Annotated in this window: 12 protein-coding genes, 1 tRNA gene and 1 pseudogene; 6 read left to right on the top strand and 8 right to left on the bottom strand. The window is 60.5% G+C overall.

Features of this window, described 5'->3' with window-relative positions; all coding sequences use genetic code 11:
* The first annotated feature begins 46 nt into the window (after positions 1-46).
* On the top strand, positions 47-1,402 hold the full coding sequence (locus HMPREF3113_RS11360; protein WP_070472452.1) for a Gfo/Idh/MocA family protein: 1,356 nt from the start codon (positions 47-49) through the stop codon (positions 1,400-1,402).
* A 144-nt stretch (positions 1,403-1,546) separates the two neighbouring features.
* Here the strand turns inward: HMPREF3113_RS11360 and HMPREF3113_RS11355 are convergent.
* Positions 1,547-1,623, bottom strand: a tRNA-Arg gene (locus HMPREF3113_RS11355).
* A 158-nt stretch (positions 1,624-1,781) separates the two neighbouring features.
* Here HMPREF3113_RS11355 and ubiA point away from each other — a divergent pair.
* From ubiA to HMPREF3113_RS18805, 3 genes are all read left to right on the top strand, one after another.
* Positions 1,782-2,675 carry a 4-hydroxybenzoate octaprenyltransferase gene (gene ubiA / locus HMPREF3113_RS11350; RefSeq protein WP_070472450.1) on the top strand — a complete coding sequence of 298 codons (894 nt, stop codon included), beginning with the start codon at positions 1,782-1,784 and terminating at the stop codon, positions 2,673-2,675.
* A gap of 122 nt (positions 2,676-2,797) precedes the next feature.
* The gene (locus tag HMPREF3113_RS11345; RefSeq protein WP_083298777.1) at positions 2,798-4,222 is read left to right on the top strand and encodes a short-chain fatty acid transporter; all 1,425 of its coding nucleotides are present in this window, start codon (positions 2,798-2,800) and stop codon (positions 4,220-4,222) included.
* Positions 4,223-4,489: 267 nt separating this feature from the next.
* Positions 4,490-4,633 carry a hypothetical protein gene (locus HMPREF3113_RS18805; RefSeq protein WP_167390338.1) on the top strand — a complete coding sequence of 48 codons (144 nt, stop codon included), beginning with the start codon at positions 4,490-4,492 and terminating at the stop codon, positions 4,631-4,633.
* 64 nt (positions 4,634-4,697) lie between these two features.
* On the opposite strand, the gene HMPREF3113_RS11340 is transcribed toward HMPREF3113_RS18805, so the two are convergent.
* Entirely contained in the window at positions 4,698-5,369 is a 672-nt protein-coding gene (locus HMPREF3113_RS11340; protein WP_070472447.1) for a VOC family protein, read from the bottom strand.
* Positions 5,370-5,564: 195 nt separating this feature from the next.
* Between HMPREF3113_RS11340 and HMPREF3113_RS11335 the strand changes: the two genes are divergently transcribed.
* Positions 5,565-6,515 carry a glutathione S-transferase family protein gene (locus HMPREF3113_RS11335; protein ID WP_070472444.1) on the top strand — a complete coding sequence of 317 codons (951 nt, stop codon included), beginning with the start codon at positions 5,565-5,567 and terminating at the stop codon, positions 6,513-6,515.
* A gap of 286 nt (positions 6,516-6,801) precedes the next feature.
* Here HMPREF3113_RS11335 and HMPREF3113_RS11330 read toward each other — a convergent pair whose 3' ends face one another.
* The 6 genes and pseudogenes from HMPREF3113_RS11330 to HMPREF3113_RS18385 all read right to left on the bottom strand — a co-directional run.
* Complete coding sequence (locus HMPREF3113_RS11330; protein WP_070472441.1) at positions 6,802-7,035, bottom strand: hypothetical protein; 234 nt, start codon at positions 7,033-7,035, stop codon at positions 6,802-6,804.
* Positions 7,036-7,684: 649 nt separating this feature from the next.
* A complete protein-coding gene (locus HMPREF3113_RS11325; protein WP_070472438.1) occupies positions 7,685-8,116 on the bottom strand; it encodes a DUF4279 domain-containing protein in 432 nt (143 codons plus the stop codon).
* Positions 8,117-8,511: 395 nt separating this feature from the next.
* Positions 8,512-9,798, bottom strand: coding sequence for a DUF6602 domain-containing protein (locus HMPREF3113_RS11320; protein WP_139146354.1), 1,287 nt, complete (start codon positions 9,796-9,798; stop codon positions 8,512-8,514).
* A 1,059-nt stretch (positions 9,799-10,857) separates the two neighbouring features.
* A complete protein-coding gene (locus HMPREF3113_RS11310; protein WP_070472428.1) occupies positions 10,858-12,264 on the bottom strand; it encodes a hypothetical protein in 1,407 nt (468 codons plus the stop codon).
* Between the two features lie 227 nt (positions 12,265-12,491).
* Positions 12,492-13,034 (bottom strand): hypothetical protein, encoded by a 543-nt coding sequence (locus tag HMPREF3113_RS18620; protein WP_139146353.1) that lies wholly within the window; start codon positions 13,032-13,034, stop codon positions 12,492-12,494.
* 1,334 nt (positions 13,035-14,368) lie between these two features.
* Positions 14,369-14,530: pseudogene (locus tag HMPREF3113_RS18385) on the bottom strand (ATP-binding protein); the annotation flags it as partial.
* Positions 14,531-14,546: 16 nt separating this feature from the next.
* Between HMPREF3113_RS18385 and HMPREF3113_RS11300 the strand changes: the two are divergent.
* The gene (locus HMPREF3113_RS11300) at positions 14,547-16,307 is read left to right on the top strand and encodes a recombinase family protein (RefSeq protein WP_083298775.1); all 1,761 of its coding nucleotides are present in this window, start codon (positions 14,547-14,549) and stop codon (positions 16,305-16,307) included.
* Positions 16,308-16,452: the final 145 nt, after the last annotated feature.

The raw sequence follows: 16,452 nt of genomic DNA, 5'->3' as shown, positions 1-16,452 counted from the left end.
CTCGCGCCGGTCCCGGCCGGCGCGATCTTCACACGAGGTACTGTCCATGAAACGCAGAGAATTCATCGCCGCCAGCGCGGCCGTCGCCGCCACCAGCCTGCTGCCGAACACGCCCGCCTGGGCGCGCGGTCGCAAGGTACGGCTGGGCCTGATCGGCACCGGCATGCGCGGCCAGGTATTGTTGAAGGAACTGGTCCGCCGCGATGACGTGGAGGTGGTCGCGCTGTGCGACATCGAGCCGATCATGCTCAAGCGCGGCATGGACATGGTCGCCAAGGCCGGCAAGCCGGCGCCCAAGGCGTACGGCCAGGACGGCGACGTCAACGCCTGGAAGCGGCTGATCGAGCAGCGCGGCCTGGATGGCGTGGTCATCGCCACGCCCTGGGAATACCACGCGCCGATGGCGATCGCGGCCATGCAGGCCAAGGTCGCGGTGGGCTGCGAAGTGGTCGCCGGCATCACCCTGCAGGACCACTGGGATGTCCTCAAGACCCAGCTGTCCACCGGCACCCCCTACATGCTGCTGGAGAACGTCTGCTATCGCCGCGACGTGATGGCGGCGCTGCAGATGGTGCGGCAAGGCCTGTTCGGCGAACTCGTGCACCTGCAGGGCGGCTACCAGCACGACCTGCGCGGGGTGAAGTTCAATTCCGGCGACCCCAGCCAGCCCTATGACAGCGGCGTGGAGTTCGGCGCCAAGGGCTGGTCCGAAGCCCGCTGGCGCACCGAGCACTCGGTGAAGCGCAACGGTGAGCTGTACCCCAGCCACGGCATCGGCCCGTGCGCGATGTACACCGGCATCAACCGCGGCAACCGCTTCACCCATATCAACGCTTTCGCCAGCAAGGCGCGCGGTCTGCATGAGTACACCGTGGCCAAGAGCGGCGGCACCACCCATCCCAGCACCAAGGTGAACTTCAAGCTCGGCGACATCGTCACCACCACGCTGGCCTGCGAGAACGGCGAAACCATCCTGCTGCAGCACGACACCTCGCTGCCGCGCCCGTACTCGATGGGCTTCCGCGTGCAGGGCACCAAGGGCCTGTGGATGGATGTGAACCAGTCCATCCATATCGAAGGCCGCAGCCCGCCGCACAAGTGGGAACCGTTCCAGGCCTACCAGGACCAGTACGAGCACCCGCTGTGGAAGCAGCACGCCGCTACCGCGGCCAGCGCCGGCCACGGTGGCATGGACTGGTTCGTCATCCATGCCTTCGTGGAAGCCCTCAAGGCCAAAGCACCGATGCCGATCGACATCTACGACGCGGTCACCTGGAGCGCGATCACGCCGCTGTCCGAGCAGTCGATCGCCAACAGCTTCCAGACGCTGGAGTTCCCGGATTTCACCGCCGGCCTGTGGAAGCAGCGCAAGCCGATCTTCGCGTTTGATGGGACGTACTGAGCAAGACTGACGTCGCATGGCCGGTACCGGTGCGTACCGGCCATCCCGTGCGTGCATTGACCCGGTCGGCCAGGCGATGGCGCGGCCCAGCCTGGGCGCGATCAGCGCAGGCGGAGCAATGAACACAGGGAAGCGTGGCAAGGATGGTGCGCCCGGAGGGATTCGAACCCCCGACCAATGGCTTCGGAAGCCACTACTCTATCCGGCTGAGCTACGAGCGCGTTGTGTCCTGCATCCCGCCGGGCCGCCTGATGGGGCCACGGACCGCCAAAGCGGCGCGGGAGGAGCATTCTATCCGTAAACGCCGCGCAGGTCTGCCCCCTGCATCGATGCACCGGGCGGCGGCGCGCCCGGCCAGCCCAGGCGGTATCCTTTACCGATGGCTTACGAACGTTTTGAAGCGCCCGAAGCGGCGCCCCCGTCGCGCTGGCGGCACTACTGGAAGTTGATGCGCGCCGACCGCCCGATCGGCACCCTGCTGCTGCTCTGGCCCACCTGGTGGGCGCTGTGGCTGGCCTCCGGCGGGCTGCCGCCGCTGTGGACGCTGTTCGTGTTCACCGCCGGCGTCTGGCTGACCCGCTCGGCCGGCTGCGTGATCAACGATTACGCCGACCGCTGGCTGGACCCACACGTCAAGCGCACCAAGGACCGCCCGCTGGCCAGCGGCGCCGTCTCCGGCCGCGAGGCGCTGGCCCTGTTCGCCGGGCTGATGATCGTCGCCTTCGCGCTGGTGTTGACCCTGAACTGGCTCACCATCGGCATGAGCTTCATCGGCGTGTTCCTGGCCGCCAGCTACCCCTACCTGAAGCGCTACACCCACCTGCCGCAGGTGTACCTGGGCATGGCCTTCGGCTGGGGCATCCCGATGGCCTTCGCCGCGGTGCAGGGCGAGGTGCCGGTGATCGGCTGGCTGCTGTACGGCGCCAACATCCTGTGGTCCACCGCGTACGACACTTGGTACGCCATGGTCGACCGCGATGACGACCTGAAAATGGGCTCGCATTCCACCGCGATCCTGTTCGGCGATCTGGACCTGGTCATCCAGGGCATCCTCTACGCGCTGTTCGTGGGCACGATGGCGCTGGTCGGCCTGCGCGCCGGGCTGGGCGTCTATTACGGCCTCGGCGTCGGCGTGGCCGCCGGCCTGATCGCCTACGAGTTCTGGATCGCCCGCAAGCGCGAGCGCGATCCGTGCTTCAAGGCCTTCCTGCACAACAACTGGGTCGGGGCGGCGCTGTTCGCCGGCATCGCGGTGTCGCTGGCACTGCGCTGAGGGGTCCACCCGACCGACGGTCGGGTGCTACCGGTAACGCGCACTACGACCATTAGGCGACTGACAGCGCCGCCCCCAACGCCCAGAATCCCTCCCATTGAATGATCGGGGAGGGCGGGACGATGAACACGTCGACGGCGGTACAGGACGGCTGGATGGCGCGCGCGGCACTGCGCTCGGCCGCCTGGGCGGAAAAGTGGTTCCCTGATGCGTACGTGTTCGCGGTGCTCGGCGTGGTCATCGTCGCCGCCGCCGCGATGGGCTTCGGCGCCACCCCGCAGGCCACCGCTACGGCATTCGGCGAGGGCTTCTGGAGCCTGATCCCCTTCACCATGCAGATGGCCTTCGTGGTCATCGGCGGCTATGCCGTCGCTACCGCGCCGATCGTCGCGCGTTTCATCGATCTGCTGGCCCGCGTCCCCAGGACCGGCCGTGGCGCGGTGGTCTACGTCGGTCTGATCAGCATGCTCGCCTCGCTGCTCAGCTGGGGCTTCTCGCTGGTGTTCGGCGGCTTGCTGGTCCGCGCACTGGCCCGCCGCGAAGCACTCCACATGGACTACCGCGCCGCCGGTGCCTCGGCGTATCTCGGCCTGGGCGCGGTCTGGGCGATGGGCCTGAGCTCCTCGGCCGCGCAGCTGCAGGCCAACCCGGCCAGCATGCCGCCCGGCCTGGTCGAGATCACCGGCGTGCTGCCCTTCACCGAAACCATCTTCCTGTGGCAGTCGATCGCGCTGACCGCCGCGCTGATCCTGGTCTCGCTGCTGATCGCCTGGCTGACCGCCCCCGGCGCCGCCACTGCGCGCACCGCCAAGGACTTCGAAGGCGCTGCCCGCGCCGAGGCCGAGCCGCTGCAGCCGCGCACCCGCCCCGGCGAGTGGCTGGAGTACAGCCCGCTGCTCACCGTGCTGCTCTCGCTGCTCGCGTTCGGCTGGCTGTTCGGCGAGTTCGCCAGCAAGCCGGTGGTGACCGCCATCGCCAACCTCAACACCTACAACTTCCTGTTCATCTCGCTTGGCCTGCTGTTGCACTGGCGCCCGCGCAGCTTCCTCAACGCCGTGGCCAAGGCCGTCCCCAGCACCACCGGCGTGCTGATCCAGTTCCCGCTGTATGGCGGCATCGCGATGATCCTCACCCACGCCACCGGCAGTGGCGATGAGACGCTCGCGCATCGGCTCTCCACCCTGTTCGTGCATATCGCCACCACCGACACCTTTGCGCTGGTGATGGGCGTGTACTCGGCCGTGCTCGGCTTCTTCGTGCCCTCCGGCGGCGGCAAGTGGATCATCGAAGCGCCGTACGTCATGCAGGCGGCCAACGAACTGAAGGCCCATCTGGGGTGGGCGGTACAGGTCTACAACGCGGCCGAGGCGTTGCCGAACCTGATCAACCCGTTCTGGATGCTGCCGCTGCTTGGGGTGCTCGGCCTGAAGGCGCGCGACATCGTCGGCTTCACCTTCATCCAGCTGCTCGTGCACATCCCGCTGGTGCTCGGCCTGCTGTGGCTGCTCGGCATGACGCTGACCTACGTGCCGCCGGTGATGCCGTGATCGTCATCTGCGCGTCATCTGCAGACGTTGGCTCAGCGATGCCCTGTTCAGTCGCACGACGAGGCATTCTGTGGGAAGCGGAATAAGGGAATTCGAACCGTTCATATGCGGGTCAACGCCTACTGCGACATGGGGTCTGCACTCGTTGAAAAGGTTGGCGTGGAGACGTTGACGAATTCGTCTACAAACCCCCACACGTCGTTAACCTCGCGCTGCAGAGGATGGCCCGGACCGCGACATTCCGTTTGCGGCAACCGGAGAATCGAAATGGCTCAGCAGAACCAGCAGAACCCGAATCAGCGCGGTGAGCAGCAGGAAAGTGGTCGCGGCCAGCAGCAGCAACAGCAGCAGGAACAGCAGCAGCGCAACCAGAACCAGCAGCAGGGCGGCCAGCAGGACGAGGAAGAGTGAGCCCAGCCGGCTGTTGTGTGAACTGAAGCCCCGCTCCGGCGGGGCTTCGTTCGTCCGGGCCTGCTCAGGCCGAGCGCAGGTGCCAGCCCAGTGCCGCGTCTTCGACCACCGCGCCAGGCACCACGTCATGCAGCACGACGCGGATGCCGCGCGCATTCGGCAGCACTTTCTGCTCGGGGAACCAGCGGCGCGTGGCATCGACCACGATCAACAGGCCTTCGTCATCGCCGAGGGGTGCGAAGTGCGGCGTCGGCTGTGACAACGGATTCAACCCGAAGGCCGCCTCGGCCTTCGCCTGCACTTCGCCCACATCTTCAGCGGGCAGGCCAACCTCACTGATGCAGGTCATCTCGCTGCCATGGAACTCGCCCTGACGCACGCCGGCAGGCAAGCGCCGCCGCGCGATCAACTCCAGGATCAGGCCGTCCGGCCCGGTGAAGTAGATCGATTCGGAATCCCAGCGACCATCGAAGGTGAAATGGTCATGGCCCTTCAGATCGCGCTGCAGGATGGCGCGTGCTTTCAGCCAGTCGGTGGCCTCTTCGAAGCGATTGGCGGGCACGTTGAACGCCAGATGTACACCGCCGACCGGGTTCGATCCTGCGGGTCGCAGCTGCAGGGTGCTCCAGCCGATACGCACGTCCGAGCCCTCAACCGGCAGCTGTAGTTCATCGCGGAAGTACGCCACGGTGGCGGCGACATCGGATACGGGAAGATCGATCTGGTGGATACGCATGATGGTGGGAGTCTCGCGTAGATACTTGGACATTCTGCCGCAGATGCTTGTGCTTCGGCGATGAACGCGATGAAACGTGCACCCGCTGCGAGAGCCCATCACCGGGCATTGCCGATGCGTTTGCTACAACACGCTGTAGAAGCCGCCACGCACCACCGGCGCATCAGACACCACTATCAGAGGAGTACTCCCGCGATGGGCATGCTGGTCGATGGAACATGGCAGGAAGGAACTGCAGGAGCCGCCGATGAGGACGGTCACTTCAAGCGCGAGGAGTCCACCTTCCGCGATTGGTTGAGCGCCGATGGCCGTGCGGGTCCGAACGGAGAGGCTGGCGTAAAAGCAGCGCCAGGGCGGTTCCGCCTGTATGTGAGTCTCGCCTGCCCGTGGGCACACCGCACGCTGATCGTGCGCGCGCTGAAAGGGCTGAAAGATCTGGTGCCGGTGTCGGTGGTCAACTGGCACATGGGCGATCAGGGGTGGAGCTTTGAGCCCGGCCCGCAGGTGACGCCGGAGCCAGAACGCGGTGCACGCCATCTGCATGAGCTGTACGCCGCCGCCAAGCCGGGAATGACCGGCAAGGTGACCGTGCCGGTGCTGTGGGATCGCGAGCGCGGCAGGATCGTCAGCAATGAATCGGCGGACATCATCCGGATGTTCAACACCGCCTATGACGGGCTGGGTGCGAAGGCCGGTGATTTCTATCCGGTGACGCTGCGTGCTGAAATCGATGCGATCAACGAGCGGGTCTATGCGACCGTCAACAACGGTGTGTACCAAGCGGGTTTTGCATCAACGCAGCAGGCGTACGAAGAGGCTGTTGGGCCGTTGTTTGAGACGCTCACGTGGTTGGATCAGCGGCTCCAGCAAAGCGAGTGGCTGGTGGACGATGTCATGACGGAAGCGGATATCCGTCTGTTCACGACGTTGATCCGCTTTGATTCGGTGTACTACGTGCACTTCAAGTGCAACGTGCGGCGCATTGCGGACTTCGCCGGCCTGCATGCGTTCGTGGCGCGGATGATGGCGATCCCCGAGGTGGCGGATACGGTGAACTTTGAGCACATCAAACATCACTATTACGAGAGCCATCGGCATCTCAATCCGTCGGGGATCGTGCCGGTGGGGCCAGAGTTTGGTTACTGAGCTGCGTGGTAGGCATCTCGTCGAATCAGGGCTCATGCCCGTAGCCGGCGATCTGATGGCGGACGTCTTTCACTCAGAGCTAGTTGGTGAGATTCGTTCATTCGAGCCGGCACGTCTGGATATCATCAACCCAACGTCGTAACCGGCATAGTGGAAGTCTTGGAAGCGTCCGCTACTGGCCGTTAGCGGACATATACCGTCGACTCTGGCCCACTTCGGTTCGCTCCGACGGTGATGACTGGGGCTTGCCCTGAGACGCCGGTCTCAGCAAGCGAGAAGAACATCATCATGAAGGTGAAAGCCCGTTTTGAAGAACGTCGGTGTCGTCGATCCAATACCACGTGTCACGGTTGTTCACCTGCGAGTAGGCTTGCGCCGGCCGCTGCGTCCCAGCATGGATCATCGCCAGCGGCACCCTGCCTCCCGTCGCCTGCAGGGTGCCGGGGTTGGTACGCCCGGCGTCGATGTGATCCGCCGGCACGTCGATTCCGTCGGCGAACTCGATGAGAATCTCGAGCATTGACCGGGTCTGGAGCGCAAGTTCGCGGTCGTTGCGTGCCACCGCGCCGTAGGTAAGGTTGATCTCGTCGAGGGGGGCGCACGCCCAGCAGGCCGACCACCAGATCGTTGTCGGCCTGCAACGCGGGATCGGAGGCGCCTTGGAAGAACAACAGCGTGACGTCCTGTCCGTCGCGTCGTTCCATACGCATGCCCAGGCCCTTCGACAGCTGGATGCGCCGCATCGCTAGGACCAGCTGTTCAAATTCGGCCTCAGGTGGTCGCAGGCTGGCCCCCGTTGTGCGGTTGTAGCGTCCGTTCATGCCCCACATGGTTGCCCGCAGGATGAAGTCAGCCGGGTAGCCCGCCTGAATCATGGAAAACACCGCCACCGGCGGGATGGGCTGCAGCAGGCTCCTGCTGAACTTCTCGCCGGTCAGCGGGGTGTAAGAGATGGTCGGTAGGTCCCTATACCTGCCATAGCCCCCCATGCCTGGTTGTTCGGGGTCGCACCGCCAAAGAAGTTGCCGCGCAGGTCCACCTGGCTCTCCATGGTGTAGGAGCTGATCAACGAGGACTGGACCGGCCAGATATTCTCAGCCCTGTCCCAACTACGTCCGACCGACCAGAGCTACGACCAGTCTGCAAGCGGGTTCCGCCTTAATGAACTGTCAGGACACGGAATCAGAATCGTCTTCAACGGCATCATAGATATCCAGGCCGAGTTCTATTCCTCGCTGACCGATGGCGAGCAAGGCTTTTCCCGAAAGCGATATGCCGTCATTGCCGCTGCCCATGAAAAGGCCGCAAAAAAGGTTGGGTTCGAACCGTGCCAGTGACGCCCATATGGTGAGATCCTGAGTGAGTTGCTCAAGGATTTCGAAGGTCTGGGCTTCCAGGTCCTCAGGCTCACGCGGAGCCGCCTCGAGCCGCCAACTGCCCGTCTTGGCAACGCGCTTGACTCCCGTACGGCTGCCCACAAGTTCCTGGCCCTTTTGGTACGACACCGTTGGATTCGCCCCCAGCAAGGCGCTGATCTCGTCGGGCACAAGCTCGTCTCCGAAGAATCGGAGGGCTGCCAGGGAATGGTCGAATGCTGCCATGGGACTCCAACTACCTGTCGGACGGACGCGGGGTCCGGGATGCGAGTTGTCTACAGCGCACAGCAAGATGGTCTCTGCCCCTGATACGGCTCGATCGTAGGGTGGCGGGACCCGGCCAACAAGCCTGCGCCTTGGCCAACCCAGGGCGGGCAAGGCGAAAGCCGCATCCAATCCCGCAGGCATGCTGATGTCCAGTTCGGGCCGGAAGCGGACATTACCACGGGCCCAACGACCCGGTCCCCGGTGGTGCGTCCGCTTCCGGCCACAAGCGGACGTCTTACGTTTTGGCAAGGCTTCCCGGTTCAATCTTCCCGGACGCGCGTCAACGCATATCACGAGTCCATAAGCAGCAAAGCAAGGCAACTAGTAAGGGGACGGCTGCTCGCCTCTCAGCTTCATCCGCCCCTCTTCTTCGCACTGAGAGCCTGCAATTGCTCACCTATCCACGCTGAAAGCTGACCATCATGGTTTTCACCAGCAAAAGTCCCGTCTGGCGTGACAACGACCTGACAGGAGATAGTGGTCAATACTAGTTTGCTGTCTTGAATGGCAACGAGCTGAGTCTTAACCAAAGACTCAATGAACCGGTCAATACCACCGTCTTCCCGATGAAAAAAATCCCTAAAGTCGGCATCATCCAACGCGATATGTCCGTCCCTACACAGCCTCATGAAAGCTGCATGCTGGGCGTCAGAAATTGCAACTGGCGCCCACTCATAGCTCGACCCACGCTCCCTTAGTTCCTTTTCTCTGAGGGCGTAAAACATATACTCCCACCCGGATTTTCCGTCCTTCTGCACCGCCCTCGTACAAAGGCAGACAGACATGGATTCTCTTTCTAGTGAGTCATCTTCAGCAAGGTTCGTGCCGAACTTGATGTCCAACTTGGTGAACACAAGTTCGAGCAGGATTCGCACTGGATTGTGACTAGAGGACAAGAGAAATGGCCACATGCCATCCTGCAGGCCTGGCGCGTACGGAAATCCATTTGCCTTAACGATCGAATACTCACCACCAATAATCAGCTGAGGGAAACTACCAGCTCCCATGCCCTGCGGATTGTCCTTCCTGCTCTCAAGCAACTTGTAAATATGCCCTCGCAGAGTCTCTTCCTTCTTCCAACCATGATGCCCGACAACGATTCGGACCGGCTCCAGAAATTCACTGACCAATATATGGAAGATCATCTCAAGATCAAAGGGCAGCTTTTCAACTTCGGAGTAGTCGGAGACTCTCCTCCCTGTCACCTGGCTGAATACTCGATACACCCAGCTTATGTCTACCTTTCCGCCATCTCCATGAGGGCTTTGGATATACTCCCCGTACATTCTCGACACTTGGCGTAAGTGGTCATAGCTGTCCGATAGCTCGTCTGCGGAGATGGTCTTTTTGACCTCTAGGACGGCAATAACGTCTTGTATCGGCCACTTGAACTTACTGGTGTACGGGACTTGCTCGCCAGCCCCACTCACGAGCATGCAGTCAATCTCACCGCTAGTCGTCTCGCCGTGATGAATGAATCCAGATACGACTTGCAGCCCGAATGATTCCGGAATGGCTTTTTGCAGAAGTTCTTTAGTAAGCCCTTCATACATTGCGCCAATTGTCGGCCCATGCGTCAGGGCATAGGCATCTAGCTTCTTTCGCTCCTCATCCACGAAAGGTTTGAGCAGCTCGGCCACACTACGAATCATCGTCCCTCCCCAAAGTCACAATTCTTACTCCAGCTAACGGTAAACCGTCCACCGGACTGCATGGATCCCACGCCATAACCGCAGTGCGCAGTTCCCCCATACCACCCTTCCTCGGGTCAGCGCCCGTTTGTTGAAGCTGTTCTAGCACTGTGCCGCCACTTCGTGCCCGCTTAGGGTCAGATGCTGCCATGTCGGCCTATCGGCCGCTACCGGCCAGAAGCGGACATCAACCAACGCCTTATTTAAACCGACCCGAAAAGCGGGTTCGGCTCGAATTAGCTGGCAGTGGGTTATTGCAGCGCGATCTCCGCGTTGCTCACTCTCGAACCTAGGGCACTTGCCGCTGAGTCGACGCTGTAGGCTGCAGCCTGGATGTCTGGCACAACATCCTGCCAGCTATCGAAGCCGAAGCGGCTAGTGATCGACAATAGCTCGGACGATGCTGATTGGACCTCGCGAGACTGCAGAGCTATATCCTCGAATGCTGATTGGCTTGCCTCAATTGTGTCCCGGGCATCCTGTAGCTCATCCTCCAACTGCGCCACTCTACCGTGGGAGTCAGAAAGCTCTGCTTGAAGGTCTGCAACTTGACTCTCAAGATCGTCGACGCGAGCTTGATTACAGCCAACTAGTGACAGAAGGAGAGCAGGCGCAAGAATGAGCCGACGCATAATTTTATTACTCCTAACCATTTAATAGCGGGATCCCTGGTTCCGCTTATACCATCCAGAACGCAGAGTATGGTGGCCAGAGAGCCTTGACCACACCGCCCTGACCGTTCAGAGCTCGTGAATCGCCTTAGCCACCGATTGGCTCACCAGCGTCTGCTAACGGCCATAAGCAGGCGTAAACCAGTGTCTGCTTATGAGGCCGATCAACTGCGGCCTACCGATCCCCATCTCCTCCTGAAACTGACCCACTTGGCAGATCAACTAGTCGCGCTCAGTACCGCTCAAGCGCCTCGGTCGGATACAAACTGAGTGGCTGAAACGCTAACGCCGAGCCTGCCAAGCCAGACCTAGAGACGTCAAGGTGGCCAGAGCCATCTCAAGCGAGCGGAGGCTGCCAACCCGCAACTGGCCCGACGTGAACTGCAATGCCGGCCGCGAAGCTGTCCTGCTCGTACGGTGCTCCCCGATACAGGATTACGTCGACCTTTGAAGCAAGCTCGCGATAGAGCTCATTCGAGGTCGCGCAGCTGTAAAGCAGAGCGACCTTGAGACGCCTTTCTTGAGTTGTAGCGACTGCAATGACAAAGAGCGCTGCCGGATCTGGCTCGGTGACCGTTACGCTCCAGCCGGCATCTCGCAGCGGACGGACCAGGTCGTTGATGGCATCTTCCGAAAGCACGGCCTTCCGCAGGGTCACGCCATTGTCGGTGGGCAGTTCCGGCACTAAGCGACCATGAGCGTGGAACTCGGCTTGCTCATGCCGGTTCAGCGCCATTTGGAGCTGACCTCTGATCAAGGCCTGCTGCCACAGCAACTTGCTGTCTTGATTCATCTCCGGGAAGAGCAAGGGAACGACGTTGGTTTCATCGTGCCAAGCTTCGATAACGCCGAGCATCGTGATGGCTACTACCAAGCGTGAAAAATTTGATGGTTGCTGCCAGTCGGTGGACTTGCCGTGGGCGAACAAGTGTCGATTGAGAGATGTCGTCCCGCTGTAGCTATCGATGTTCTGGAAGAAGCAAGTCTGGAGCCACCGACGGAACGTCTCGAAAACCATAACCCGCTCGTCCTGACCAAACAGGAAATCGATCGACCGGTATTCCTGCGGCACCCACATCTTTTCAAAATACAAATCGGCTGCCAGACCGCAGGCGCGCTCAATTGTGTGGTCGATCGCATCGTGGGGACTTAGAAGGGGAGTCGCGTCGGCGATCCGTTGAACACCACCTTCAATGACCGGGATCAGCGCGGCTACGCTTGCGGCGCGCTGTCCGCTGTAGAAGGCGAGATATGCCTCGCGTGCGAGTGGAGCGAATGGCGCCAAGCTGCGCGCTCGAGGCAGGAGCTGCGCGATGCAAACAGACTGGAACGGCAAGTTGTACACCGTCGACAAGTGATAGTCGAACTGACTGATGGCGTCGGCGCCATGCCGATGCTCCACTGCGGCCAAGAGCTTCGACATCTGTTGATTGCTCACCCAGAGCGGGACGAACCATTCCACCCGCGCCCAGAGATCGGCAATGCGATCAGCGGCCGAGCGGTTAGCCCGCCACTCATGGCTGTCCTTGGAGATCAACGGGAAGCACGCCTTGGCATCATTTGCGGTCAAAACCACTGCAGGAATCGGCCGGAAGAGACCGACCCGGCATTCTTGGACATCGGAGACGTCGAGTCCCCTCTCCATCGCCCACGCCTTGATGGTCACGGTGGAGATGGCTGGAGCGTTTGGCGCCTGAGCACGCCGCCAAAGCCCCTGAAAATGTGTCTCCACTGCCGTCTTCAAGCGCTCACCCTCCCATACTTGTTAAAACGACATCTTGTAAGGTGCCGTTTGAAAGCCATTGCGCACTTACTCTATGCCCCCCAGCGAGTGCCTCCAAATTTCCTTGCTTTATCGCGTTGAATGTCCGGTTAAGACGGGGGCTCGGTGTCCGCTTTCGGCCAGAAGCGGACATCGCCCAACGCCTTAACTAAACCGAGCCACCAAGCGGCTTCGGCTTGAATGAATCGTTAGATGCCGTCACCTGTTCCCTCCGTGACGGCCGCTTTGGGGAGGGGCTTGAACAGGTTCGCAAAGGTAATCAACGCCGCAAGGGTACTGACGAGCACTTGCTTGGGCGCGCAGCCTGGTGGGAACAGGATCGGTTGGACCTCATTTGCCGCATTGAGCGCATGCTTCATCATCATTGGCTCAATGTAGGTATCGACTATCTGTTGGGTAATGCGAAAGTCTCCCCACTCATGCGCGCAATGATTGCGCAGCTTGTTGAGAAGGCGAATATCCTGATACAGCTTCTTTGGGATCATTCCAACGCAGTAAGCCAGATCAACCTTTGACGCGAATGAGTTGAACGATCTCGTTAATAGGCGAGAACGTGCGTCGGAATTTCCATGGCTGAAAAGCTGCTCCAACCGGCTTGCGAAGACGCTATCTAGGATCGCAATTGCCACCAAGACTGCACCCCGATCAGACTCGCGGCGCAAGACTGCAAGCGCTTCTTCAATAGTCTTAGGTTCGAGGCCATCGATGATGGATAGGTCGCGAAGTGTCATGGACATCTAACGCCTGAATTAAGCCGGGCCGCGGAGCATCGGCTTGAATGAATTGTTAGGCAGCAGTGCAAAGCACATGCGCCTTATAGATGGCCTGTTGCCTTTCAGCGCCTGCTGCAAAGTGAGGTAGTTCAGCCAACAAGCGATCTACGAGAGGGGCTGGTTCTGGTAGAGGCCGAAACCCGATGCCCTCCCAAGCCCGCATGCTTGAAGGCGCCATAGCCTGAAGCTGGAACTCCAATGAAGTGAGGTTTGCGAAGTATGGCTCTGGCAGATAGCTACGAGGTATGGTTACATAGCTCGCCCCACAGTGCCTACGAATAAAGGCGTTTCTCAACTTCTTTGCCGCGTCCGCATCTGAGGCGGACTGCTCGCGAGCGGCAGCTGGGTTATCAAGCTTCTTGCAGTAACGCCACATACGGCCAGTGCAATACGCTTGCGTGAACTTATGGCTGCGACCTTCGCTGCCGGTGGCGTGCTTGCTGTAAATCCTGGTGCGGAATCCCTCGGTGGCTTTTGGTGTGCTACCGATGTACCGGATTTGTCTTTCATGATCCCAAAGAGCGTAGATACCGAACTCTTCTGGGAGATCTGCGAGATTGATTGGCTCGGATCGTGTCAGTCTTTCAAAGATACTTCGGCTGTCCACCATCTCCCCCTGTTGCCCAACTACCTAGTAGCCGGATCCCTGGGTCCGGTTATACGACTTATCCATAACCCACCATATGGTGGGCTATCCCCTTGATAGAGCTCGATCTTAGGCCTGCTGGGTCCGGCTAGCAAGCCCATGCATAGCCGGACCCAGCAAGCAGACCAAGCCGCATATCAAGAGCAGTGGACAAGCACTGATGGATGTCCGCTTTGGGTCAGTTGCTGCCGTGTCGAGCCCACAACTGCTTCCGGCCAGAAGCGGACGCTCGCTGCCGGGTCGTGGGAGCAGCACTTTAACAATCTGTCGCGCCGTCTAACTTGCTGTGCTCGAAGCCGACGTTAGGCCTAGAGATGCGTCAGCTCCAGTCTCTCTGCCTGGCAAGATACTGGAGCAATAAAGGGATGTAACCGACTCGCCGAGCGCACGGGTGATCCAGGGCACTCAGGCATTTTGCACGACGGCGCCGTGTCGTGGCGTCTGATCCGGCTATCTACTCGCTCGCTATTCGGAAGCAAAGAGTGCCGTGCCCTGTAGACGTCGACTTAATACCTAACTGCTTCGAGCTTCTCGGATGCATTGGAATGGTGCCGCCCTAGGCCGTGCTGGTCCGTGCAGCCTCCGTATACCGATATGGCCAACGAGAGACATGCCAGCTGTGCCTCCGTTATTCGCGTGGGCCCGTCTTCTGCCAGCGCCCCGCATCAATGCCCTGGCCGCTGCATGAGGCAATGGTCGCCGCTTCCAGAGCCTCGAGCTCGCTGGCCGCGGGCAGGATGCCGGGCAGACGCGACGCCAGCAGCGTCTTGCCGCAGCCCGGCGTGCCAAGCAGCAACATGTTGTAGCCTATTACCTAAGAAGGCATGATGATGCTAATGACAAAAGCGTACTCCTACACTCGGATGTCCACCCCCGATCAGCTGAAGGGGGATTCAAAGCGTCGCCAGGTCGAGATGGCGCGCGGATATGCCGAGAGACACGCCTTGGAAATCGTTGACCGGTACGATGACCTTGGCGTATCTGCCTACCACGGCATGAACGTAGCGTTTGGCGCCCTCAGTAGGTTTCTTGCTGCGGTTGATGAAGGGAAAGTCGAGCGGGGAAGCGTCCTGATCGTGGAGTCCATTGATCGGCTGAGCCGTCAGACGGTCGCGGAGGCGCTCACCTTGCTCATGGCGCTCATCAGGAAGGGCATCACCGTCGTCACCTTGCAGCCCGAAGAGGTCTACTCGGAAAAGACGATCGGGGAAGGGATCAGCTTGATTGGTGCACTTTTCGTCATGGCTCGAGCACACGAGGAGTCCAAGACGAAGGCATTTCGCGGGCGGGAGGCTTGGAAGGCGAAGCGAGCCAAAGCGCGCGCTTCAGGCCAAGTCGCGACTCGCCGCGTTCCCGCCTGGCTCTATGTGGGCGACGGAGAGCTGAAGATTCACGACGGTCGCGCTGAGACTGTCAGGCAGATTTTCGAGTGGGCTCGAGACGGATGGGGTGCGTACTCGATTGCGAAGACGCTGAACCAGCGTGGCGAGAAGCCATGGGGAGCGCGTCCAAACGCAGTGTGGCGCGACTCCTACATCAAGAAGATCCTCCACAGCCGCACCGTTCTCGGCGAGTACCAGCCCCACTTGATAAAGATGAAGGAAGGCAAGCAAGTGCGGATTCCGGATGGCGACCCGATAGAGGGGTACTACCCTCAGGTCGTGGACCTATCGGTTTTTCAAGATGTGAGCAGGGGGCTGAACATCAGGCGGGTCGTAGGCGCTGGACGTAAAGGCGTGAAGTACGCGAATCTGTTCACTGGGCTTCTGCGCTGCCGTTGTGGGGCAGGCTACCGATACATCTCCAAAGGGAGCCTACCTAAGGGGGGTGAGTACCTACAATGCTCAGTCGCATCTTCGAAGGGCAGCTGTTCCATGCCCTTGATCCGATACCAGATCATGGAGACACTGCTGCTCGAAGCCGTTGATAGCATCGACGCACGAAAGATCCTAGATCCTCTGACGATGAATACCCGTTCTATAAAGGCAAGGACCAGGCGCAGCGAGCTGATCGACGAAAGGGAACGGGCACAGAGAAAGGCAACGAACTACGCGGACGCTATCGGCGATAGCGGCAAGAGCAAAGCTCTTCTCATGGGTCTCACCGAGCAGGAGGCCATCATTGGTCGGGCGACCGCTGAACTAGCAGCTGTGGATAGGGAGCTATTGGACCTTCACGTTGGCGACCATGGCCAGCGGAAAGCTGCGCTATCGACCTTGATGGTGGAGATCAATCCGCAGAGCGAAGGCGCTGCCGGAAAGCGGCGGGCGCTGGCTGCAGAGTTAGCTTCTTTGATCGAGCGAGTCGTAGTGCACCCGTCCATCCACGTCGCAGAGGAGATAGCAGATGGAGGCGCGCTGCCTCCAGATGGTGACGTCGAAACACGTTCTGAAGCAGCGGATTGGAAGAGCAAGTACGGGGTCAAGTCCATTGCTGGTCTTCGAAAACTGCTCCGTGAACGCTGCTTCGAAGTTCACATCATCTATCGGACGGGCGCTTCCGAGCGTTTCGACGCCTTGACCGGTCCCAACTTCAAGGCGCCGCCGAGTCTTCGAATGAAGGAAATGCGCATGGTCAACGGATGACAGCTCGCTGAGTGGCCAGTTCGATTTTAAGGACCTTCCGGGCGGCGCGATGGAGAGATGACCAAACTGAGGCTCAACTTGACTTTCAAATTAGTCTTCAAGTTCCTTGCCTCTGGGTCCGACCTTCGCCCACAGCGCAGCTATC

The sequence above is a fragment of the Stenotrophomonas sp. HMSC10F06 genome, assembly GCF_001807865.1.
Classification (GTDB): Bacteria; Pseudomonadota; Gammaproteobacteria; order Xanthomonadales; family Xanthomonadaceae; genus Stenotrophomonas; species Stenotrophomonas bentonitica_A.
Note: the sequence above shows the minus strand (reverse complement) of the source record. Positions and strands in the feature narration are given on the sequence as shown.

Coding starts and splice junctions, on each gene's coding strand:
- HMPREF3113_RS18620 (WP_139146353.1), bottom strand. CDS start 13,034: ATGACACTTCGCGACCTATCCATCATCGATGGCCTCGAACCTAAGACT.
- HMPREF3113_RS11340 (WP_070472447.1), bottom strand. CDS start 5,369: ATGCGTATCCACCAGATCGATCTTCCCGTATCCGATGTCGCCGCCACC.
- HMPREF3113_RS11345 (WP_083298777.1), top strand. CDS start 2,798: ATGAACACGTCGACGGCGGTACAGGACGGCTGGATGGCGCGCGCGGCA.
- HMPREF3113_RS11360 (WP_070472452.1), top strand. CDS start 47: ATGAAACGCAGAGAATTCATCGCCGCCAGCGCGGCCGTCGCCGCCACC.
- HMPREF3113_RS11300 (WP_083298775.1), top strand. CDS start 14,547: ATGATGATGCTAATGACAAAAGCGTACTCCTACACTCGGATGTCCACC.
- HMPREF3113_RS18805 (WP_167390338.1), top strand. CDS start 4,490: ATGGCTCAGCAGAACCAGCAGAACCCGAATCAGCGCGGTGAGCAGCAG.
- HMPREF3113_RS11335 (WP_070472444.1), top strand. CDS start 5,565: ATGGGCATGCTGGTCGATGGAACATGGCAGGAAGGAACTGCAGGAGCC.
- ubiA (WP_070472450.1), top strand. CDS start 1,782: ATGGCTTACGAACGTTTTGAAGCGCCCGAAGCGGCGCCCCCGTCGCGC.
- HMPREF3113_RS11330 (WP_070472441.1), bottom strand. CDS start 7,035: ATGCTCGAGATTCTCATCGAGTTCGCCGACGGAATCGACGTGCCGGCG.
- HMPREF3113_RS11325 (WP_070472438.1), bottom strand. CDS start 8,116: ATGGCAGCATTCGACCATTCCCTGGCAGCCCTCCGATTCTTCGGAGAC.